Origin of the sequence: Streptomyces sp. NPDC088116, assembly GCF_044741745.1 — a bacterium.
In the GTDB taxonomy this organism is placed as follows: domain Bacteria; phylum Actinomycetota; class Actinomycetes; order Streptomycetales; family Streptomycetaceae; genus Streptomyces.
On sequence record NZ_JBIUTF010000010.1, the window covers coordinates 35,992 to 54,498 of the forward strand.

The 18,507-nt window shown below is 69.9% G+C and carries 21 protein-coding genes and 2 pseudogenes; 13 read left to right on the plus strand and 10 right to left on the minus strand.

Going from position 1 to position 18,507, the window contains the following annotated elements:
• Positions 1–244: 244 nt before the first annotated feature.
• Positions 245–718 (minus strand): MarR family winged helix-turn-helix transcriptional regulator, encoded by a 474-nt coding sequence (locus ACIOJD_RS32280; protein ID WP_401919795.1) that lies wholly within the window; start codon positions 716–718, stop codon positions 245–247.
• Between the two features lie 118 nt (positions 719–836).
• On the opposite strand from ACIOJD_RS32280, the gene ACIOJD_RS32285 reads away from it, so the two are divergent.
• From ACIOJD_RS32285 to ACIOJD_RS32295, 3 genes are read left to right on the plus strand one after another with little or no spacing between them, the layout of a single operon-like run.
• Positions 837–1,706 (plus strand): alpha/beta fold hydrolase, encoded by an 870-nt coding sequence (locus ACIOJD_RS32285; protein ID WP_401919797.1) that lies wholly within the window; start codon positions 837–839, stop codon positions 1,704–1,706.
• A 34-nt stretch (positions 1,707–1,740) separates the two neighbouring features.
• Positions 1,741–2,295, plus strand: coding sequence for an SDR family oxidoreductase (locus tag ACIOJD_RS32290; protein WP_401919798.1), 555 nt, complete (start codon positions 1,741–1,743; stop codon positions 2,293–2,295).
• Positions 2,213–2,647 (plus strand): NAD-dependent epimerase/dehydratase family protein, encoded by a 435-nt coding sequence (locus ACIOJD_RS32295; protein ID WP_401919800.1) that lies wholly within the window; start codon positions 2,213–2,215, stop codon positions 2,645–2,647. Before ACIOJD_RS32290 ends, ACIOJD_RS32295 begins: the two co-directional genes overlap by 83 nt.
• Before the next feature lie 37 nt (positions 2,648–2,684).
• Here ACIOJD_RS32295 and ACIOJD_RS32300 read toward each other — a convergent pair whose 3' ends face one another.
• Complete coding sequence (locus tag ACIOJD_RS32300) at positions 2,685–3,050, minus strand: MerR family transcriptional regulator (RefSeq protein WP_401919801.1); 366 nt, start codon at positions 3,048–3,050, stop codon at positions 2,685–2,687.
• A 37-nt stretch (positions 3,051–3,087) separates the two neighbouring features.
• A pseudogene (locus tag ACIOJD_RS32305) lies at positions 3,088–3,207 on the minus strand (SDR family oxidoreductase); the annotation flags it as partial.
• A gap of 769 nt (positions 3,208–3,976) precedes the next feature.
• On the opposite strand from ACIOJD_RS32305, the gene ACIOJD_RS32310 reads away from it, so the two are divergent.
• The 4 genes from ACIOJD_RS32310 to ACIOJD_RS32325 all read left to right on the plus strand — a co-directional run bounded on the left by ACIOJD_RS32310 (position 3,977) and on the right by ACIOJD_RS32325 (position 6,430).
• The gene (locus tag ACIOJD_RS32310) at positions 3,977–4,630 is read left to right on the plus strand and encodes a hypothetical protein (protein WP_401919802.1); all 654 of its coding nucleotides are present in this window, start codon (positions 3,977–3,979) and stop codon (positions 4,628–4,630) included.
• Between the two features lie 131 nt (positions 4,631–4,761).
• A complete protein-coding gene (locus tag ACIOJD_RS32315; protein WP_401919804.1) occupies positions 4,762–5,028 on the plus strand; it encodes a hypothetical protein in 267 nt (88 codons plus the stop codon).
• Positions 5,025–5,444: a hypothetical protein gene (locus ACIOJD_RS32320; RefSeq protein ID WP_401889707.1), complete on the plus strand. Its 420-nt coding sequence runs from the start codon at positions 5,025–5,027 to the stop codon at positions 5,442–5,444. The genes ACIOJD_RS32315 and ACIOJD_RS32320 overlap by 4 nt, the downstream gene beginning before the upstream one ends.
• 146 nt (positions 5,445–5,590) lie before the next feature.
• Positions 5,591–6,430, plus strand: a complete 840-nt coding sequence (locus tag ACIOJD_RS32325) for a TauD/TfdA family dioxygenase (RefSeq protein WP_401919805.1) — start codon at positions 5,591–5,593, stop codon at positions 6,428–6,430.
• 63 nt (positions 6,431–6,493) lie between these two features.
• Here ACIOJD_RS32325 and ACIOJD_RS32330 read toward each other — a convergent pair whose 3' ends face one another.
• Both ACIOJD_RS32330 and ACIOJD_RS32335 read right to left on the minus strand, forming a co-directional pair.
• Positions 6,494–6,739: a DUF397 domain-containing protein gene (locus tag ACIOJD_RS32330; protein ID WP_401919806.1), complete on the minus strand. Its 246-nt coding sequence runs from the start codon at positions 6,737–6,739 to the stop codon at positions 6,494–6,496.
• Positions 6,736–7,572 (minus strand): Scr1 family TA system antitoxin-like transcriptional regulator, encoded by an 837-nt coding sequence (locus tag ACIOJD_RS32335; protein WP_401919808.1) that lies wholly within the window; start codon positions 7,570–7,572, stop codon positions 6,736–6,738. The genes ACIOJD_RS32330 and ACIOJD_RS32335 overlap by 4 nt, the downstream gene beginning before the upstream one ends.
• Before the next feature lie 156 nt (positions 7,573–7,728).
• On the opposite strand from ACIOJD_RS32335, the pseudogene ACIOJD_RS32340 reads away from it, so the two are divergent.
• Positions 7,729–8,130: pseudogene (locus ACIOJD_RS32340) on the plus strand (hypothetical protein); the annotation flags it as partial.
• A gap of 195 nt (positions 8,131–8,325) precedes the next feature.
• A complete protein-coding gene (locus tag ACIOJD_RS32345; RefSeq protein WP_401919809.1) occupies positions 8,326–8,760 on the plus strand; it encodes a VOC family protein in 435 nt (144 codons plus the stop codon).
• 225 nt (positions 8,761–8,985) lie between these two features.
• Here the strand turns inward: ACIOJD_RS32345 and ACIOJD_RS32350 are convergent, their stop codons facing one another.
• The gene (locus ACIOJD_RS32350) at positions 8,986–9,585 is read right to left on the minus strand and encodes a helix-turn-helix domain-containing protein (protein ID WP_401919811.1); all 600 of its coding nucleotides are present in this window, start codon (positions 9,583–9,585) and stop codon (positions 8,986–8,988) included.
• A 114-nt stretch (positions 9,586–9,699) separates the two neighbouring features.
• Between ACIOJD_RS32350 and ACIOJD_RS32355 the strand changes: the two genes are divergently transcribed.
• A complete protein-coding gene (locus ACIOJD_RS32355) occupies positions 9,700–10,407 on the plus strand; it encodes a B3/4 domain-containing protein (protein WP_401919812.1) in 708 nt (235 codons plus the stop codon).
• A 41-nt stretch (positions 10,408–10,448) separates the two neighbouring features.
• On the opposite strand, the gene ACIOJD_RS32360 is transcribed toward ACIOJD_RS32355, so the two are convergent.
• The 3 genes from ACIOJD_RS32360 to ACIOJD_RS32370 form a co-directional block, all read right to left on the minus strand.
• Positions 10,449–11,198: a DUF6333 family protein gene (locus ACIOJD_RS32360; protein WP_401919814.1), complete on the minus strand. Its 750-nt coding sequence runs from the start codon at positions 11,196–11,198 to the stop codon at positions 10,449–10,451.
• A 107-nt stretch (positions 11,199–11,305) separates the two neighbouring features.
• Positions 11,306–12,442: a PQQ-dependent sugar dehydrogenase gene (locus tag ACIOJD_RS32365; protein ID WP_401919815.1), complete on the minus strand. Its 1,137-nt coding sequence runs from the start codon at positions 12,440–12,442 to the stop codon at positions 11,306–11,308.
• A 304-nt stretch (positions 12,443–12,746) separates the two neighbouring features.
• Positions 12,747–13,541 (minus strand): class I SAM-dependent methyltransferase, encoded by a 795-nt coding sequence (locus tag ACIOJD_RS32370; protein WP_401919816.1) that lies wholly within the window; start codon positions 13,539–13,541, stop codon positions 12,747–12,749.
• A 365-nt stretch (positions 13,542–13,906) separates the two neighbouring features.
• Between ACIOJD_RS32370 and ACIOJD_RS32375 the strand changes: the two genes are divergently transcribed.
• Together ACIOJD_RS32375 and ACIOJD_RS32380 are read left to right on the plus strand one after the other, a co-directional pair.
• On the plus strand, positions 13,907–15,235 hold the full coding sequence (locus ACIOJD_RS32375; RefSeq protein WP_401920011.1) for a sensor histidine kinase: 1,329 nt from the start codon (positions 13,907–13,909) through the stop codon (positions 15,233–15,235).
• On the plus strand, positions 15,232–15,909 hold the full coding sequence (locus tag ACIOJD_RS32380; RefSeq protein WP_401919817.1) for a response regulator: 678 nt from the start codon (positions 15,232–15,234) through the stop codon (positions 15,907–15,909). Before ACIOJD_RS32375 ends, ACIOJD_RS32380 begins: the two co-directional genes overlap by 4 nt.
• A gap of 63 nt (positions 15,910–15,972) precedes the next feature.
• On the opposite strand, the gene ACIOJD_RS32385 is transcribed toward ACIOJD_RS32380, so the two are convergent.
• On the minus strand, positions 15,973–16,725 hold the full coding sequence (locus tag ACIOJD_RS32385) for an HD domain-containing protein (RefSeq protein ID WP_401919818.1): 753 nt from the start codon (positions 16,723–16,725) through the stop codon (positions 15,973–15,975).
• Positions 16,726–16,989: 264 nt separating this feature from the next.
• Between ACIOJD_RS32385 and ACIOJD_RS32390 the strand changes: the two genes are divergently transcribed.
• Positions 16,990–18,384: an aspartate aminotransferase family protein gene (locus ACIOJD_RS32390; RefSeq protein ID WP_401919820.1), complete on the plus strand. Its 1,395-nt coding sequence runs from the start codon at positions 16,990–16,992 to the stop codon at positions 18,382–18,384.
• The last annotated feature ends 123 nt before the right edge of the window (positions 18,385–18,507 follow it).

An 18,507-nucleotide genomic window follows, 5' to 3' on the forward strand; every position in this document is an offset into this window, starting at 1 on the left:
TTTCGAGGGGCGGTGGGCTGGTGCTCACCGCCCTTCGGCGTGTGCGGGGTGCGGGGTGCGGGCTGCGGGCTGCGAGGTGCGGGGGCCGGGGCCTCCGGAGATACATGTCCGGACGGCATGACTTACGGCGCGTGCGGGTCTCGTGCCTGGGTGCGGCCCGGCCTGCGCCACACATCACGCTTCAGTGTCCGGACACGCACTTCCTGCACCCCCGGTCCCCTCCCGCCGTCTCGGCACGGCGCGGCTACCGGGGGAGGGCCCGGCCCCCGGCGAGCTTGGCCAGTGTTTCGGCGATGCCCGGCAGGAGGTCGGCCGGGATGTGGTCGAGGACCCGGCGCCGGGCGCTGGCGAGGTGAGCGGGCTGAGCCGCGTGCATGGCTCGCAGCCCGGTATCGGTGAGGACTGCTTCACTGCCGCGTGCGTCCACGCCGTGGCGTTCCTTGCGCACCATGTCGCGGCGGGACAGGCCGTCGATGACGCGCGTGATGCGCGACGGGGTGAGGCCGGAGGCCGCCGCGAGCGCGGACATGCGCATGCGGCGGTCGGGCGCCTCGCTCAGCAGCAGCAGGACGGCGAACTCGGTCATGATCACGCCGGTCCCGGCCATGTCCTCCTCCAGAACGCGCGGCAGGGAGTGGACGAGACGTCCCAGGCTCTGCCACAGCACAAGCTCATCGGCAGTCAGTGGATCAGTGGTGGCTGTGGCGGTGGGCTCCATGCGTCCACTGTATTTGACTAGGCAAGGAACCAGTGTGATGCTTGCCTGGTCAATATTTGACTAGGCAAGTAGGCGTGGAGTGTGACGCCTGCTGAGCAAGCCAATGTGAGGTGGTCACATGTCTCCCCGGGCACCCGCACCGGACGGATTCGAGCACGGTGTCGCCGATGTCGACGGGATCCGGCTCCACTACGTGACCGGCGGATCCGGACCCGCCGTTGTCCTTGTGCACGGCTGGCCGTTCAGCTGGATCGAGTGGCGGGCGCTGATGCCCTTGCTCGCGGCACGAGGCTTTACGGTCATCGCGCCCGACCTGCGAGGATCCGGCGACTCACAGATCCCGGCCGGTCACTGGACCAAGCGCCAGGAGGCCGAGGACCTCCACTGCCTGCTGAGGCACCTGGGCCACGACCGGGCTTTCGTGGTCGGCACCGATGTGGGTGCGATGACCGTTCACGCCTGGGCCCAGAGCCGTCCCGACGACGTGGTCCGGCTGGTGCTCAGCGAGGCGTTCCTGCCCGGCTACGGCCTGGAGGAGCACATGAACCCCGCCACCGGCGGCTCGTGGCACTTCGGCTTCCACGCCCAGAGCGACCTGGCAGCCATGCTCACCGCCGGCAAGGAGGAGCAGTACCTGTCCGGCTTCTGGTCGATGATGACCGGCGGCGGCATCACCGCCGCCGACCGCGCCGACCTGCTGCGCGCCTACACCCGCCCCGACGCGATGCGCGGCGGCTTCGAGCACTACGTCACCCTCGTCCAGGACGGTCAGGCGGCCCGCGCCGGTGGCCGCCTGACCATGCCCGTCCTCGTCCTGAACGGTGAGCACGGCCTGCCCCAGGACGTCCTGCTGGAGGGCGCCCGCGCAGCCGCTGCCGACGTGCGCCGCGACACCGTCCCCGGGGCCGCGCACACCTTCGCGGCCGACAACCCGGCTTGGACGGCTGACCGGCTCGCCCGGTTCTTCTCCACCACCCCCGCCGCCTGACCCGCGGCACGACACGGCACACGGAGCACTCCTCATGCAGATCCTCGTCATCGGCGCCACCGGCTACGCCGGCCGCCGTGTCTCAGCCGCTCTGACCCGCGCCGGGCACACCGTCCTGGGCCTGGCGCGCGACACCTCCGCCCCCGCGGCCCGCGCGCTCACCGTGGACGAAGTCACCCCCGTCGAGGGGGACTTCGCCAAGCCGGAGACCTGGCGCGGACACCTCGACGGCACCGACGCGGTCGTCCACCTGCTGCTGGACATGAGCGACCCCGTCGGCGGTGACCGGCGCCTGTTCGCCGAACTGCTCGCCGCCCAGGAGCGTGACGGCCGCCGCCGCCACCTGGTGTTCACCACCGGCATCTCCTCCTGCGGCCGCACCGGCCTGCCTCTCATGGACGAGAACACCCCCCGGAGACCCCGAGAGCCCCATCGGCTTCCGCTTCGCGCTGGAGAAGGAGCTGGCCGCTTCCGGCCTCGCCCACACCGTGGTCCGTCCCGGGTTCATGTACGGGGGCCCCGCGAGCACCTCCATGACCGGCCAGTGGTTCGCCGCCGCCGAGGCGGGCAGCCCCGTCTTCTACGGTGACACCGCCAAGCGCTGGAGCTGGGTCCACGTCGACGACCTCGCGGACGCCTATGTCCGCATCCTCGACAACCCCGCCGCCGTGGACGGAGAGACCTTCGTCATCGCCGACGACCAGCGGCTGGCCGCCCTGGACATGCAGCGCACCGCCGTACGAGCCGTCGGCTACACCGGCGAGATCGCGCTGGAGAGCGCAGAGGCAGGCGGCATGATGCAGATGGCCGCCGACCAGGACGAACTCGTCACCAGCGCCAAGGTCCGCCGCCTCCTGGGCTGGAGCCCCCGCCACACCTCCTTCACCGACGACCCCACCCGCCACTACCGCGCGTGGAAGGCCGCCCGGCCCGCCGCATGACACGCCGCCCCGGGGCCCCGGCAGGGGGACGGGGGATTCAGGCGTCGGGGCGGACCGTGGCCGCTCGTCGGAGTGCGGATTCCAGGCGGTCGCGGGCCTCAGTCTGGGCCGCGATGCGCTGGTTGAGGACCGCCATCCGCTCGTACGCGACCCGCAGCCCCTTCCGCGAGGGCGGCACCGTGGCCACATCCCCGTCCAGGCAGGGCAGGAACACCCGTACGTCGTCCAAAGTGAGCCCGGCGGACAGCAGATAGCGGATGTTGCGGACCCGTACCACCGCTCGTTCGTCGTAGACGCGGTAGCCGTTGGGGGCGCGTTCCGACGAGATCAGTTCCGCCTGCTCGTAGTGGCGGAGGGCGCGGGCGGTCGCCCCGGTCGCCTTCGCCAGTTCGCCGATCCGCACCGTTTCTCCCCTTGCCCGACCCTGTTCGTCACTCCTATCACGCCACGACCGCTCCGCCGTCGACGGGGAGGATCGCTCCGGCGATGAACGACGCTTCCGGAGAGGCGAGTTGGGTGATGGCCCAGGCCACTTCCTCCGGCCGGCCGACCCGGTTCAGCTGCTCACAATGCCCGCGTCACAATGCTTGCGTTGTTGACCAGTACGTCCAGCCGCCCGTATGCCGTCAGCACCTCCTGGACGATTCGTTCGGGCTCGCCGGCCCCGGTGATGACGACGACCCTGCTGTTCCATCACTCCGGCGGGTGAAACTGCGGCCGCTCGGGGGAGGGCGCGAGGGAGCGGGGAAGGGGCTTCGGTTCTGGCGGTAACCGCAGGTCGTGGGCGGTTCGGTGGTCGGGTACGGGGGAATCGAACAGCCGCGCAGGGACCCGCCGTTGGCACTTGCACTCGTGACTGTGTGTGGCGTTAGTGTCACGGATGTCTTCAGGTCTGAGATCAGTCCAGAGTCCATAGACATGAGTTGCCCCCGCGGTGTGCGACCACCCGGGGGCCTGGCACCGGAGGCTACGGCTTCCACCAGAGACCAGGAGCCGTCACTCCGATGCGCATTTACCGTACAACGCCCACGCGCGCCTTCTCCACGTTCGCCAACGTCCTTCTGCGCGACCGCAGCATCTCGTGGTGTGCGGCAGGCGTACTGATGTACCTCCTGAGCCTCCCGCCCGGCGCCCGCGCGTCCATCCGGTCGCTGGCCGAGCAGCGTAAGGAGGGCCGGGCGCGGATCGCTGAATCGCTGCGTGAGCTGGAGGAATCCCGCTATCTGCGGCGCCGGGTCGTGAAGGACCCGGAGAATGGCCAACTCCGCACCCTGTACGAGGTGTTCGATTGCCCGTACTCGGACGGGGGACCTGGTGGGGGTGGTGAGAATGGCCGAAACCTGGCCTCCGGCGAGGAGCGCACCGGCGTGTCGGGCTCGCTCCCTACGGGAGAAACGACTGGGGAACAAGAACCTCCCTCCCCGGTACGGGAGTTGGCTCCGGTGGTACGGGAAGTGCCCCCGGCGCGGAAACCGGCCCGGCGGGCGGGGGCTGCCCAAGCTGTCCGTTCCCGAACAGCTGCGATCCGCAACCGAGTTACTGCTCTCCATCGGCCGCCGCGAGCACCGGCTCGCCCTGGGTGCGGCCGAAGCGGTACGGCTGGCGCCGCTGGTCGAGCAGTGGCGGGCGGCGGGCGCGAGTGACGCGCAGCTGCGGACGTCGCTGACTGCGGGACTGCCGGAGCGGGTCCTCTCGGCGCCAGGTCTGCTCGCCGACCGGCTGCGCCGCAAACTGCCCGCGCCACTGCCCCCGCCGCTGCCCCTGGCCGCCTCCGTCTCGGCGGAACCCTCGCCCTCCCGGGCGAAGAACGAGTGCGAGGAGTGCGGCGTACCGCTCGCGCCCTCCGGCGACTGCCGAGCCTGTACGCCGCCGCCCGCCTCGCCCGCGACCACCGGCTTTGCCGAAGCCGCCCGCAGGGGCCGCGACAAGGTCCGCGCGGCCCTGGGCGCACCCGCCCTGTCGGCCGCGCCCGGTCCCGCCTGACGGACGCGGCCCATAGACCCCCGGTCCTCACTTCTGAGGCCGGTTCCGTCAAGAGAAATCGAGAGAAACGGAGTGCCATGACAGTCACACTCGAACGCCCAGAGGTGGTATACCGCAGGTATACTATCGCTATGGCTGACACCACGATCAAGGTCGACCCTGCCGTCCGTGACCGCCTTCAGGAGCTGGCCCGGGATCGCGGGATCACCATGCGTGATCTGCTGACCCAGCTGGCCGGTGCGACTCCGACGAAGGAGGAGCTGGCGCAGCGGCGCGAGGAGACCAAGGCGTACGTCGAGGAGCACTTCCTCGGCAGGCCCTACACCGAAGAGGACGAGAAGGCCGGGGAACAGCTCTGGGCCGATGTCGTGTCCGGACGGATCGGGGAAGTCCAGTGAAGAAAGAGACGTACCCGCTGCCGCGTGCGGTTGTTCTCGACGAGACGGCCGCCCTCGCGCTCGGCGCGGGAAACCGGATGGCTTCGCGCCTGGTGGTCGAGGCCGAGAAGGACCCGACGTTACGGATCTACATTCCCGCGCTGTGCCTCGCGGTCGCGGAGAGCGACCGGGCGGGTGTGGCTGAGCACGTGGGTGCCCTGCCGTCCGTGGACATCACGGCGCTGGACTTCGCGGGCGCCGCTGCGGTCGGCAAGCGCCTCCGTAGCCAGAAAACCACCGAAGCGGACTGGAGCGGCGCGCACGCGATGTACCTCGCCCACCCGTCGGTCGAGTGGCCGAGGGGGCGACCGGTCTTCACCCTCGACCCGATGCGGTACCGGGGCACGGGCGTACGGGTAATCCGTATCGAGGAGTAACTCCGGCCGCCTGAGGGTGCGGGATTGGTACGGGGCCGGGTGCACTCCGGTCCCGCACCAATCCACGTGCTTCGCGCTCGTCGTCCAGGGAACTCGGACAGGGAACGCTGTCAGCGAGTGATCTCAAGACGCAGGGGTGGGTGTTCGTGCAAGAAGGATCCGTCGCCACCGAACGGCTTCACGCGTGGGACCCGGCCACGCTGGAGGAAGACGCCTGGCTGATCCCGCTGCCTTCGGGCTCTTCGTCCTGGCCCGCCGCACTGACCGAAGGCGTGACGCGCCGACTCCGGTCAGCCCTGTGTGACGGGCCGGGGCTGGCCGTTCTGCGCGGGCTTCCGCTGGACGGGCTCAGCGATCAGGAGTGCGCGGAGCTGTGCCGGTCGGTGATCTCCCTGGTGGGTACGGTCCGGCCGAGGGAATCCGCCGCGCCGATGGACGACCTCCTCGCCACCGTACGGAACACTCCTCACGCTCCGGTCGAAGAGGCGGCGCTGGCTCCGCATACCGACCGTGCCGGGCCACCCGGGCCTCCGCGTCTCCTCGCTCTTCTGTGTGTCAGGCCGGCGTTGAGCGGGGGCGAGTCCCTGCTGATCAGCGGTCACACCGTGCACGCGCAGCTGTCGGCGAATCGGCCCGGGGCCCTGTCGACGCTCTACCAGGACTTCCACTTCGGCGCGGAACAGAACCTTGCGCGCACCGGTCCCGTCTTCGCCCGGACCGGCGGTCAGCTCAAGGTGCAGTTCAACCGGTACCAGATTGAACGCGGCCACGAAGCGGTCGGCGAGCCGCTGACGTCGGCGCAGGTGGAAGCGCTCGACGCGTTCGAGGAAGTGCTGGGCGACGAAAGCCAGTTCCTGCGCCTGCCCCTACGCCGAGGAGATCTCCTCGTGCTGGACAACAACACCGTTCTGCACGGCCGGACATCCTTTACCGACCACGCCGATCCGTCCCGGAACCGTTGCCTGACCCGCGCCTGGGCCGACTGAGTCGATCCGTCGATCCGGATGCGGGGACGGGATAATCCCCGGCCCCGCACCGGACGTACGGACTCAGCCCGCCCAGGTGAGGAACGCTTTCCAGGCGTCGGGCGCGACCGCGAACGTGGGGCCTTCGCGGTCGAGGTTCTTCGAGTCGCGGATGTGGACGGTGTTGTGGGGGCAGGTGGCGACCTCGACGCATTCGCCACCGCTGGGGCTGCTGTAGCTGGACTTGTGCCAGTCGAAGGCGACTTCGATGCAGTTACCGCCGCCGTCGTCGCTGTAGCTGGACTTGAACCACCGCAGGGTGCTGCTCATTCCTGGTCTCCCGCCAACTGCTCGATGAGGCCCAGTGATTCACGAGGACCCAGGGCCTGTGACCGGATTTTCGCATAACGCTGCGCGCGTGAGCTCACCTTTGCGGGGTCGCTGAGCAGGATGCTCTCACCCTGGATCTCCAGAAAGACCAGGTGGTCGTGGTCTGGAGTCTCGACCAGATTCATGTCGCCACGCAAGCCCGCGTGCTCGCCGCTCAACCCGCAGTCCAGCGGCAGCACTTGGAGCGTGACGTTGCGTCGCCGCGCGCACTCCGCGAGATACCGCAACTGCCCACGCATGATCCCCTGGTTGCCGATCGGCCGACGCAGTATCGACTCGTCCACGATCAGTTCGATCAGCGCGGTCGGCTCTCGGTCGAACAGCTTCTTCCTCGCCATTCTGACCTCGACCAGCTCCTCCACCCGCTGCTCGGACAGCGGCGGGTACCCACCGCCGATCAGCGCCCGCGCGTACTCTTCCGTCTGGAACAGGCCGTGGACGACCAGCGTCGCGTACAGCTGTAGGCCCACCGCCTTCTGCTCCAGCAGTACGTAGTCCTTGAACTGCTCCGGGTACTTGTCCAGCCGTACGTACTCCCGCGCCTGATCGAAGATGCCCAACCCGTCGCCGAGCACCCGCTCCAGCTGCACCAGCATGTCGTCGCTCGCGGGCTGCGCGCAGGTCTCCATCGCGCTCACCGCTGCGCCCGAGAAGCCCAGTTCGCTGCCGAGTTGTTCTTGCGTCAATTTTTTCCGTACGCGCATCTGCCGGGCGATATCGGCTACCAGCCGTGTCGCCGGACCTGCCGTTTCCTTGTTCTCCGCTCGCGCCATCGCGATCACCTTTTCGACTCGACCGGACTCAACCGGTCTCAACCGAGACTTGCGGAATTCAACCTTCCGCAAAGGGCGTTCGGGCAGGTCAACCCCTGTCCGACGTACCCAGTGCAGACCTGGAAAACGCTAGTCAACGACCGCCAAAATGTCCCCATGGATGCGACAACTCGCCAATTAGCAGGCATTGATTGGATTCCGTATTCCGGATTCCAGCTCCGTAAGGTAGGAACGCGATTCGATGCCGTGCGAGTTGACGGCGACGACGGGCGCCGTCTCGCCGACATGCTGGAGGCACTCTGTGGCTGCGAACCGGGCCCGGTCGTCAGCGAGGCGAACGGGCGGCGGGGAATGTACTTCTTCGTACCCCCGGGAAGCACCGCGTTCCGGTCGTGGCCGCCCGGCGTGGTGCCGTTCAACTCGGCCTCGGGCTGCCGGAGTTACGTACCGGTGCCCGCGCTGGGCGGGCATACGTGGCCGGTGTCCTGGTACTTCCCGCCGACCGGGCCCGAACGGTTTGTACACCCGGTGCTGCTCCTCAACGCGGCGACCGCGCTCTTCGGTGAGGCGGTGGGGCTGCGTGACCTGGCGGCGATCGGTTACCGGCTGTCCACGGATCAGCAGGAGCACGAGGGCCGCCAAGAGCAGCGGGCCGAGAACGACCCGGGTCCCGGGTGAGGGCGCGCCCTGACGAACTCCTGGCGGCGATGAAAACCAGTGGGGCCGCTGAACAGCACGCCATAGGGTGGACCGATGGCGTCGATCAAGCAGGTCCAAATCACCTTCGACTGCGCGGAACCTGAGCGCGTCGCTCGTTTCTGGTGCGAGGTGCTGGGGTATGTCGCACCGCCGCCGCCGGAGGGGTTTGCCACGTGGGACGATTTCAAGCGCTCGCAGCCACCTGAGGAGCAGGATTCAGGGTTCGCGTGCAGTGATCCCTCAGGTGTGGGCCCGCGACTGTATTTCCAGCGCGTTCCCGAAGGCAAGGTCGTCAAGAACCGGGTGCATCTTGACGTGCGGGTCGGGACCGGGCTCGTGGGGGAAGAGCGCCTCGCCGCCCTTGAGGCCGAGTGCGCACGACTGGTCCCGCTCGGCGCGGTACGCGGTCAACTCCTGCGTGCCGATGGCGTAAACGAGTCGTGCCTCCTGATGCAGGACATCGAGGGCAACGAGTTCTGTCTCGACTGAGAGGCCGCGAACGTGTCCGCGGCAGGTAGTGCCTGCCGTGGCACTCACGGGATGTCGAGCAAGACCTTCCCGGTCAGGCCCTGTTCGAGCGCGGCGTGGGCGTCGGCGGTGCGCTCCAGGGTGAAGCGGTGCAACGGCAGCCCGGCTTCCTCGCCCACGCGCAGCGCGCCCGCCCTGAACTCCCGTGCGGAGCTGGGTGTTCCGGGAGTCTCGGCCGACGTCAGGTCATGGAGTGAAGGCCGCAGGCGAGGAGGCAGGGCCCGGCGGCAGGTGGACCGTCATGATCAGGTGGCAGGTCGTGGCTCCGGCGCCGCGATAGGTGTGGGCGGTGTCGCCGTCGAAGGTGGCGGTCTGTCCGGCTTCGACGGTGTGCTCGGTGCCGTCGACGACGAGGGTCATCTCACCGGAGACGACGTTGACGGTTTCCACGACTCCGGCCTGGTGGGGGTGGCTGGGGTATGCGTCGCCCGGTTCCAGGTGCCAGCGCCAGACCTCGACGGGGGCCGCTCCTGACGTGGTCAGCATGAGCCGGGCCTCGCTGCCCTGCTCTCCGGTCCACAGGGGCGCGACGGCGTCGGCGGTCACGACACGGACGCGCTCTTCGGGTGGGCCCTGCATCAGTGCGGAGACCGAGATGCCAAGGGTGTCGGCGAGCCGGACCAGGGTGGCCAGGTTGGGGTTGCCCTGGGCTTTCTCCAGGGCCACCAGGGCCCCCTTGCTGACCTGGGCACGTCGGCTCAGTTCATCCAGGGACAGTCCCGCGCGGGTGCGGGCCGCCTTGACGTTGTTGGCGACCGTCCGCAGGGCTGCGACCGTCTCGGCCATCTGGGCACCATCCTCACAGCTGGACCATTTCAATGCACCGCCCGGTCGCTTGGTTGACATGGGACGGTCGTTGCATTGTACGATCTGGTCGTTCTAATAGAAAGGAGCCCTCTCATGGTCGCCTTCCGCATCGCCCCCGCTGTCGCGGACGCCTTCCCCGACACCCTCATCGCCCTGGTCACCGCCACCGGCCTGCGCGCCCACGAAGCCTGGCCCCGTACGGCCGCGGCTGTGGAGGACCTGGAGAAGCAGCTCGCCGACGGCACCTGGCAGCCCGCCGACGAGACCGACCCCCGTATCGAGGCGTGGCACACCGCCTACCGCTCCTTCGGCACCAACCCCCGCCGGATCCGCCCCAGCGTCGACGCACTCGGCCGCCGCTTCGCCAAAAGGGGCACCCTGCCGCGTATCAACCCCGCCGTCGACTCCTACAACGCCGTCTCCGTCCGTCACGGCCTGCCCGCCGGCGCCTTCGACCTGGCCCACGTCACCGGCGACATCGACATCCGGTACGCGGACGGCACCGAGTCCTTCACCCCACTCGGCGAACCCGGCACCGTCGAGCACCCCAAGCACGGCGAGATCGTCTACGCCGACAGCACAGGCGTCCTGACCCGTCACTGGAATCACCGCGACGCCCACCGCACCCGCGTTACCGAGGACTCCACCCACGTCGCCTTCCTCCTCGAAACCCTCCACGCGATCCGCGACGGCCACCTCCTCAAGGCCGCGGCGGACGAACTGCAAGGCTTGCTCATCCCGCACGCGGAACAGGCCGAGGTGTACTACTTCGGCCCGGCGCAACCCCAGGCCGCCCCCTGAGCGGATCGAGTGCACCGGGGCGGAACCTGAGGCCGCCGGCCTCAGTCCTGGCGCCAGACCTCGTCGATCTCGAATTGGACGTCCTTGGTGCGGGTGACCTTGAAGAGGGACACCATCGCGTTCTCCGAGGTGTAGACGGAGTGCAGGCCGTAGGCGAGGAGATCGAGGTACTCGATGCCGATGAAGGGCTCGTCCTGGCCGGTGCCGTCGGTGCTGTCGGTGCTGTCGGTGCTGTCGGTGATGTCGGCGTCGAGGTACTCGGCCCCGGGGCCGCCGGGGCCCACGCCGACGGCCCGCAGGAGCTGCGCGGGGTCGCCGGTGACGTCCTGGTCCTCCCAGCCCTCGGCGCAGAGGCGGGGCTGTCCGGGGACATGGGCGAGGTACTTGCCGTAGGTCTCGGCCGAGTACATCTCGCAGACGGCGGTGATACGGGCCTCGGGGTGAGCCTCTACCTGGGCGTCGAAGGCGTCTTCGAGGTTCGTGGAGAGGATGCCGTCCTCGCCGAAGGCCGGGTCGTTGATCTGGACGATGTTTCCCCAGCAGCCGACGGCGACGTAGTCGAGGTCACCCATGTCCCGGGGGTAGTCGATGTCCCGGCGGAGTACGGGATCGAGTTCTTCGGCGACGGTGGCGACGGTGGAGAGTTCGGCGACGACAGCGCGGGCGCGGACCGGGTCGTGGACCGGCAGGTGGTGGACGACGCGCTGGTCGTAGGGGGTGGGGCAGGGCGGGTGGACGCGGGTGATCTGGAGGGTGGACTGCCGCCAGGCGATCTGCGGATCGGGGCTCATGGGAGGAGCCTAGGCAGGACTTCTCCGTACCTCCGCGTCCACCACGGGGCCCCGAACGCCGCCACCGTCGAAGTGGCGGCTCCGGGGGCCCCGTGGGTTCTCAACAGCTATGCCGGGTCGAGGCGGGAGACGGTGCCGCCGATGGCGAGCACGTACAACTCGCCGTCGCCGCCCTGCACGAACGAGACGACCTCGCCGCCGTTGACTCCGAGGTCGCTCTGGCCGGTCACCTTGCCGTTCTCCATCCGGAGGGCGCGGACGGTGCCGTCGCAGTAGTCGCTGAACACGTACTGCCCCTGGAGGGCCGGGATGGCGTCGCCGCGGTAGACGTATCCGCCGGTCACCGAGCAGCCCGGCCCGTTACGGTCGTACTCGTACACCGGCGGTACGTGGTTCGCGGGCTCCGTGCCGCCCCGGAAGGGGTGGGTGCCCTCCATGTCGGACCAGCCGTAGTTCTCGCCGCCCTTGCTGTTCGCCGGGGCCCAGTCGATCTCTTCCCACTCGTTCTGGCCGACATCGCCGATCAGCATGTCGCCCGTGCCCGAGTCGAAGGAGAACCGCCACGGGTTGCGCAGCCCGTACGCCCAGATCTCGTCCTTCGCGTTCGGGTCGCCCACGAACGGGTTGTCCGGCGGAATCGCGTACGGGTCGCCGCCGCTCGGGTCGATCCGCAGCACCTTGCCGAGCAGCGTGTCGAGGTTCTGCCCGTTGTCGTGCGGGTCGCCGCCCGCGCCGCCGTCGCCGAGCGCGATGTAGAGGTAGCCGTCGGGGCCGAACTGGATGTCGCCGCCGTTGTGGTTGGCGTACGGCTGCGTCTGCGTGAGGACGGTGCGCCGGGTGTCCGGCTGGATCTTGCCGTCCCGCACGGCGAACTCGTCCACGGTGCTGGTGCCTTCGAGGTTCGTGAACGAGACGTAGAAGTGCGCGAACTCCTTGTCGAACGCGATGCCCAGCAGGCCGCGTTCGCCGTCGGTGGTGGTGTCGCCGGATATGTCGAGGACGGTCTCGCCGAGCCCCTGACCGTCCAGAACCCGTACGGTGCCCGCGCGTTCGGCTATCCAGACCGTGCCACCGGGCCCGGCGGTGCCGGCGACCGGATTCTTGGCCGTGGCCACTTGCTTCAGCGCGACCTCCGCGCTCTGGCGTGGGACTGTTCGCTCGTCGGCGGACGCCGTGGTCAAGGCGAGGGAAGCGACGAGGCAGATGGTGCCGATGATCGCTGTGCTTCTGGTGCGAACGTTCACCGTGACCTCCTGGAGGCGGCGAATGGGGGTGACCCGGCTGCTGGGGGCAGAGTGGTGCGGGTGTCGCCCGTGCCAGCACGCAACCTGGGTGGGGGGAGTGTGTGCTACTGGCTACGGGTGAGAGTACCGGGACGGGTGCGTCTGGCGTAGACCAACTCTTCGGCCATGTATGGCCGTTCAGTCGTCGTTGCGCTGTCGGCCCCCGGCGTCGGGGTCACCGCGTGAAACCCGGGACGTGTCGGAGCCGCTGGGGCACGAGGCCGGGGGCGTGGTCACCGTCCGGCCTTGTGGTTGTCGTCCGTGGTCACCGTCCGGCCGCGTGGTCCGGTCCGTGGGTGACGCGGATTTTGGACTGGCCGTGGGGGAGGTCCTCCCAGTCGGTCATGAAGCGGGCCGACAGGCCGTGTTTCTCGGCCAGGGCGATGAGCGTCTCGGTGCGGTAGTAGAAGTCCTCCCGCAGCACCTGGTGTTCCTTGCCCTCCGTACGGTCGAAGGTGAAGTCGAACCAGCCGCCCGGCGCCAGCACCCGGCCGACGTGGGCCAGGCACTCCTCGATGACCGGGAGCGGGGAGTGCGAGAAGACGCTGTGCGCGTGCACCACGTCGAAGTGGGCGTCGGGCAGGAAGCGCAGGGTCAGGTCGCGGACCGGGGTCAGGGTGGGGAGCCGCTTCTGCAACTCCATGCGGACCATGGTGTCCTGGGCGGCGGCGAGGATGTCGGGGGAGATGTCGATGCCGTAGTAGTGCCCCGGCTCCAGGTGCCGGATGAACCGCCAGCCGGCCCGCAGGTTGCCGCATCCGATCTCCAGCATCCGGTGCTCGGGGCGCAGGCCGTGGCCGAGCAGGTAGTCGAACTGCATCGCCCCCAGCGCCAGCCACCGCTCGTGACTGCGGCTGCCGACCGCAGCGTCCGGGTCGGCGCGGGTGTCGGACTTCATCACCGCGCGGTAGTACGAGACATGGTCCGGCCAGCGGTAACGCAACCACGCGTCGCGGGTGGCGCGTGACAGGTGGCGTGGCACCCGGCCGGGGTGGCGCAGTGCGTAGCCGATGCGGTGGCTGAGGGAGGCGCGGTTGACGGTGACATTCTTGGTGGGCATGTCGGTTCCCTCGCTGTTCGGTGCGGGTCTTGGTGGTCTCGGAGTCTCGGAGTCTCGGTGGTCTCGGTGGTCTCGTACCAGCCTCGGCGTACGGGAGGGAGTCGGCCACCGCTGACCGGCTGGGGTACGGAGACGGTTCGGGGGATGCCGGTATCAGCTGATCGGTTGATGCGGTGCTACGCCGGGTGCGTTAGTGGCGTGCGTGATGTGAGTGGCGTGCGTGAGGTGAGTGGTGTGAGTGGTGAGGAGGATGGTCGGTGCCGCACGGCGACCTGGGTGAGGGTTTGGGCGAGGACTTGGGCGAGGACCGTCCCCAGGGGCGGGGCGAGCGGGACGATCCGGACGGGCGGTGGCTGACGGCCGTCATGCACGTCGCGTTCTTCCTGCTGCTGGGCTCCTCGCTCGCCCGCTACCTGACCCGCGACCAGAGCGGGACCCGTACCGCATGGGTCCTCACGCTGTTCGCCGTCTTCTGGCTGCTGTACGTCCTCGGGCGGCTGCTGGCCCCCGCGCCGCGCCCCGGCGCCCGGCCCACCGCCCGGCACCTGGCCTGGCTGGGTACGGTGTCGGCCGTCTGGATCGTCCTGCTCGCCCTCGCGCCGAGCGCCACATGGTGCGCCATGCCGCTGCTGTTCGCCGGACTGCACACGCTGCCCGCGCGGATCGCGGTGCCGGTGGTGGGCGTGCTCACCACGCTCGTCGTCGCTTCCCAGCTGCGTGTGTCGGACGGTGGGATCAACCCCAACATGGTGATCGCCCCGCCGGCCGTCGCGGCGGTCGCCACGGCCGTCCTGGTGCACCTCCAGCGCCAGGCCGCCCGGCAACGCGTCCTGATCGACGACCTGGTCCGCACCCGCCGGGACCTGGCCTCCACCGAGCGGCGGGCGGGCATCCTGGCGGAGCGGCAGCGGCTGTCCTCGGAGATCCACGACACCCTGGCGCAGGGCCTGTCCAGCCAGCGGATGCTGTTGCAGGCCGCCGAACGCGTCTGGGGTACGGACCCGGACGCGGCCCGTGGGCATGTCAGGGAGGCGGCCGGGAGCACGTCCCGCAGCCTCGCCGAGGCCCGCCGCTTCGTGCATGACCTGTCCCCGGCCGACCTCGCCGAGCGCACCCTGGCCGAGGCGTTGAGCACGCTCGCCGACCGCGAGAGCGGTGCGGGGCTGACGGTGGTCTTCCGGCTCGACGGCACCCCGGGCCCGCTGCCGGAACGGGTCGAGGCGGCGCTGCTGCGCATCGCGCAGGGCGCGCTGGCCAATGTGCGTGAGCACGCGGCGGCGACGCGGGCCGCGCTGACCTTGACCTGCCTCGATGATCAGGTCTCGTTGGACATCGCCGACAACGGCCGGGGCTTCGACCCGGCAGGCCCGCCGGCCTCCGGAGCGGACCGGGCGCGCGGGCACGGGCTGCCGGCCATGCGTATCCGGGCACGCCAGTCGGGCGGAACCCTCACCGTGGAATCCACGCCGGGCGAGGGCACGGTGGTGTCGGTGGCTGTTCCCGTCGGTGACCTCGGTGACCTCGGTGACCTCGGTGACCCTGGTGACCTCGGTCGCCCCGGTGACCCTGGTGGCCTCGGTGGCCCCGGCGCTCGCGGTGACCTCAGTGACCTCGGCGCTCCCGGTGGCCCCGGCGCTCGCGGTGACCTCGGGCCGCTGAGCGCTTCCGATCCCCTGAAGGAGACCACCTCATGAGCCCCTGCGAACCCTCGTCACCGATCCGGCTGTTGCTGTGCGACGACCATGCCGTGGTGCGTGCCGGGCTGCGCGCGCTGCTGTCCAGCACCGACGGCATCGAGGTGGTCGGTGAGGCGGGCAGCGGGGAGGAAGCCCTCGCCGCGGCCGCCCGCGTCCGGCCCGACGTCGTACTGATGGACCTCCAACTCGGCGGCGGCATGGACGGCGTGACAGCCACGCGCCATCTGTTGGCGGATGGCGGGTCGGCGGGGAGCGCGGAGGATCCCGGCGTACCGGTGCCGCGCGTGCTGGTGCTCACCATGTTCGACACCGACGCCGACATCGCCCGCGCCATCGAAGCCGGCGCCACCGGTTACCTGCTCAAGGCCGAACGGCCGGAGGAACTGTTCGCCGCGATCCGCGACGCGGCGTCCGGCCGTACCGCGCTGTCGGCCCCCGTCGCCGAACGCGTACTGGCCCGGATGCGCAGCCCGCGCCCCGCCCTCTCCGAGCGGGAGCGCGACATCCTCCAGCAGTTGGCGCGCGGCCTGGGCAACCGGGAGATCGCCCGCGCCCTGTTCATCAGCGAGGCCACCGTCAAAACCCATCTGGGCCGGATCTACGGCAAGTTGGGGGTGGACACCCGGGCGGGGGCGGTGGCGGTCGCCAATGAGCGGCGGCTGCTGTCGTGACACCAGCCCCGCAGGCCCCACCGACCCCGCAGCTCACCGGCCCCTCAGCTCAGCAGCCCTCGCTCACTCCGGCCAGGCCGAGTTCTCGATCACGTCGACGAAGTCCGTCCGTACGAACCCCGGTGAGAAGCGCGCCAGCACATCCGCCTTCACATTCCCGAACGCCGTGTCCGGCCGGTGCTCGATGCCCTCCGTGAACGCCCGCAGAATCCGCCGCTTGAAGTCCGGACGCGGGTGCGCCGCGACGATCTCGTCCCTGACCTTCTCCGGTACGGAGTCCAGTCCCATCCCCAGCACGTCGAACTCCACCCCCGCCGTCACCAGCGCGACCTCGGGCTCCATGTGGGCCGGGATCCCCGGTGTCGTGTGCAGGGCGATCGCGGTCCAGACGATGCGCGCGCTCTCCCCGGACAGCCCGTGGCGCAGCAGGAAGTCGCGGGCCGCGTCGGCGCCGTCGATCTCGAAGCGCTGCTGGGAGGCGCGGTACGCCTCGGTCAGGCCGAGGTCGTGGAACATCGCGCCGACGTAGAGCAGTTCGGGGTCGTACGACAGCCCGCGCCGCCGTCCCTGGAGCGAGCCGAAGAGGAAGACCCGGCGGGAGTGGTCGTACAGCAGCGGGCTCGTGGTGTCCCGTACCAGTTCGGTGGCTTCCCTCGCGAGCGCGCTGTCGGGGATCTCGATATCGGCGATGCGCTCGCCGGAGGAAGCAGCGGAAGCGGAGGAAGCAGCGGAAGCAGCGGAAGCAGTGGAAGCGGAGGAAGCAGTGGAAGCGGAGGAAGCGGTGGAAGCCGAGGACGTGGGAGGTGTCGATGACATGGCGGCCCTGCCTTTCGGACTGTCGGGAGCGGCGTCCGGAGCGGAACACACCCCGGTATCTCTCCCCACTCTCAGCCCCCGTGCCCGGCCTCGCCACGTCCGGCGCGCCCGCGCCCGCCACGTCCGCCCGTCCGTCCGTCCATGAACCCCCGACACACGCCGTACCCCCGCCACGCCCCGCCCCGACACCTTGTCGATCAAAGTGGCCGAGTCCATACGCCCTGGCCGTACCGCCGCCCGCCCGCGCCTCCTTACCCTGGCCGCATGAACCCTCATCCCGATCACGCCGGTCACGCCGGTCACGCCCTTCACGCCCACCCGCAGGCCGGTGCGGCGGTGAAGGCGGCCGACCGCGCGCACGTGTTCCACTCCTGGTCCGCCCAGGAACTGATCGATCCGCTCGCCGTCGCAGGCGCCGAGGGTTCGTACTTCTGGGACTACGACGGCAACCGCTACCTCGACTTCACCAGCGGCCTCGTCTTCACCAACATCGGCTATCAGCACCCCACCGTCGTCGCCGCCATCCAGGAGCAGGCCGGCCGCCTCACCACCTTCGCGCCCGCCTTCGCCATCGATGTGCGCTCCGAGGCAGCGCGTCTTGTCGCCGAGCGCACCCCCGGTGATCTGGACAAGATCTTCTTCACCAACGGTGGCGCCGAGGCCGTCGAGAACGCCGTCCGGATGGCCCGGCTGCACACCGGCCGCCCCAAGATCCTTTCCGCGTACCGCTCGTACCACGGAGGTACCTCCACCGCGATCAACCTGACCGGCGACCCGCGCCGCTGGGCTTCCGACACCGGCTCGGCGGGCGTCGTCCGCTTCTGGGCGCCCTTCCTCTACCGTTCGCCCTTCTACGCGTCGACCGAGGCCGAGGAGTGCGCCCGCGCGCTGGACCACCTCGAAGCGACCATTGCCCACGAGGGCCCGGCGACCATCGCGGCGATCGTCCTGGAGACGATCCCGGGCACGGCCGGTGTCATGACCCCGCCGCCCGGTTATCTCGCGGGTGTACGGGAGATCTGCGACCGGCACGGCATCGTCTTCGTCCTCGACGAGGTGATGGCGGGCTTCGGCCGGACGGGCAAGTGGTTCGCCGCCGAACACTTCGACGTCGTCCCGGACCTGCTCACCTTCGCCAAGGGGGTCAACTCCGGCTATGTCCCGCTGGGCGGTGTCGCGATCTCCGCCGCCATCGCCGACACGTTCGCCACCCGCCCCTACCCGGGGGGACTCACCTATTCCGGCCATCCGCTGGCCTGCGCCGCCGCCGTCGCCACGATCGGTGTGATGGCGGAGGAGAAGGTGGTCGAGCATGCCGCGCGCATCGGTGAGACGGTGCTCGGTCCGGGGCTGCGCGAGCTGGCGGCGCGCCACCCCTCGGTGGGCGAGGTCCGCGGTACGGGCGTGTTCTGGGCCCTCGACCTGGTGCGGGACCAGGAGACCCGCGAGCCGCTGGTGCCGTACAACGCGACGGGCGAGGCGAACGCCCCCATGGCCGCGTTCGCCGCCGCCTGCAAGAAGAGCGGCCTGTGGCCGTTCGTGAACATGAACCGTACGCACGCGGTCCCGGCCTGCAACATCACCGAGGCCGAGGCGAAGGAGGGGCTGGCGATCCTGGACGCCGCGCTGGCGGTCGCGGACGAGCACACCACGGGCTGACGGCGAGTTGCCCGACGGCGCGGAGCGGAGAGAGCCGTACGCGCTGTTCGCCACGCGCGGGGCCGGCGGGATCCCGTCGGCCCCGCGCGCCTCACAAGCGGTCCACACCACCCCTGCCAAACC

Excerpts from the sequence above, each read along its gene's own strand:
- ACIOJD_RS32350 (WP_401919811.1), bottom strand. The coding sequence starts at position 9,585 with ATGGCCGAGACGGTCGCAGCCCTGCGGACGGTCGCCAACAACGTCAAG.
- ACIOJD_RS32315 (WP_401919804.1), top strand. The coding sequence starts at position 4,762 with ATGGCTGACACCACGATCAAGGTCGACCCTGCCGTCCGTGACCGCCTT.
- ACIOJD_RS32375 (WP_401920011.1), top strand. The coding sequence starts at position 13,907 with ATGCACGTCGCGTTCTTCCTGCTGCTGGGCTCCTCGCTCGCCCGCTAC.
- ACIOJD_RS32335 (WP_401919808.1), bottom strand. The coding sequence starts at position 7,572 with ATGGCGCGAGCGGAGAACAAGGAAACGGCAGGTCCGGCGACACGGCTG.
- ACIOJD_RS32295 (WP_401919800.1), top strand. The coding sequence starts at position 2,213 with ATGTACGGGGGCCCCGCGAGCACCTCCATGACCGGCCAGTGGTTCGCC.
- ACIOJD_RS32330 (WP_401919806.1), bottom strand. The coding sequence starts at position 6,739 with ATGAGCAGCACCCTGCGGTGGTTCAAGTCCAGCTACAGCGACGACGGC.
- ACIOJD_RS32390 (WP_401919820.1), top strand. The coding sequence starts at position 16,990 with ATGAACCCTCATCCCGATCACGCCGGTCACGCCGGTCACGCCCTTCAC.
- ACIOJD_RS32370 (WP_401919816.1), bottom strand. The coding sequence starts at position 13,541 with ATGCCCACCAAGAATGTCACCGTCAACCGCGCCTCCCTCAGCCACCGC.
- ACIOJD_RS32380 (WP_401919817.1), top strand. The coding sequence starts at position 15,232 with ATGAGCCCCTGCGAACCCTCGTCACCGATCCGGCTGTTGCTGTGCGAC.
- ACIOJD_RS32285 (WP_401919797.1), top strand. The coding sequence starts at position 837 with ATGTCTCCCCGGGCACCCGCACCGGACGGATTCGAGCACGGTGTCGCC.
- ACIOJD_RS32345 (WP_401919809.1), top strand. The coding sequence starts at position 8,326 with ATGGCGTCGATCAAGCAGGTCCAAATCACCTTCGACTGCGCGGAACCT.
- ACIOJD_RS32355 (WP_401919812.1), top strand. The coding sequence starts at position 9,700 with ATGGTCGCCTTCCGCATCGCCCCCGCTGTCGCGGACGCCTTCCCCGAC.
- ACIOJD_RS32290 (WP_401919798.1), top strand. The coding sequence starts at position 1,741 with ATGCAGATCCTCGTCATCGGCGCCACCGGCTACGCCGGCCGCCGTGTC.
- ACIOJD_RS32280 (WP_401919795.1), bottom strand. The coding sequence starts at position 718 with ATGGAGCCCACCGCCACAGCCACCACTGATCCACTGACTGCCGATGAG.
- ACIOJD_RS32360 (WP_401919814.1), bottom strand. The coding sequence starts at position 11,198 with ATGAGCCCCGATCCGCAGATCGCCTGGCGGCAGTCCACCCTCCAGATC.
- ACIOJD_RS32385 (WP_401919818.1), bottom strand. The coding sequence starts at position 16,725 with ATGTCATCGACACCTCCCACGTCCTCGGCTTCCACCGCTTCCTCCGCT.
- ACIOJD_RS32310 (WP_401919802.1), top strand. The coding sequence starts at position 3,977 with ATGGCCGAAACCTGGCCTCCGGCGAGGAGCGCACCGGCGTGTCGGGCT.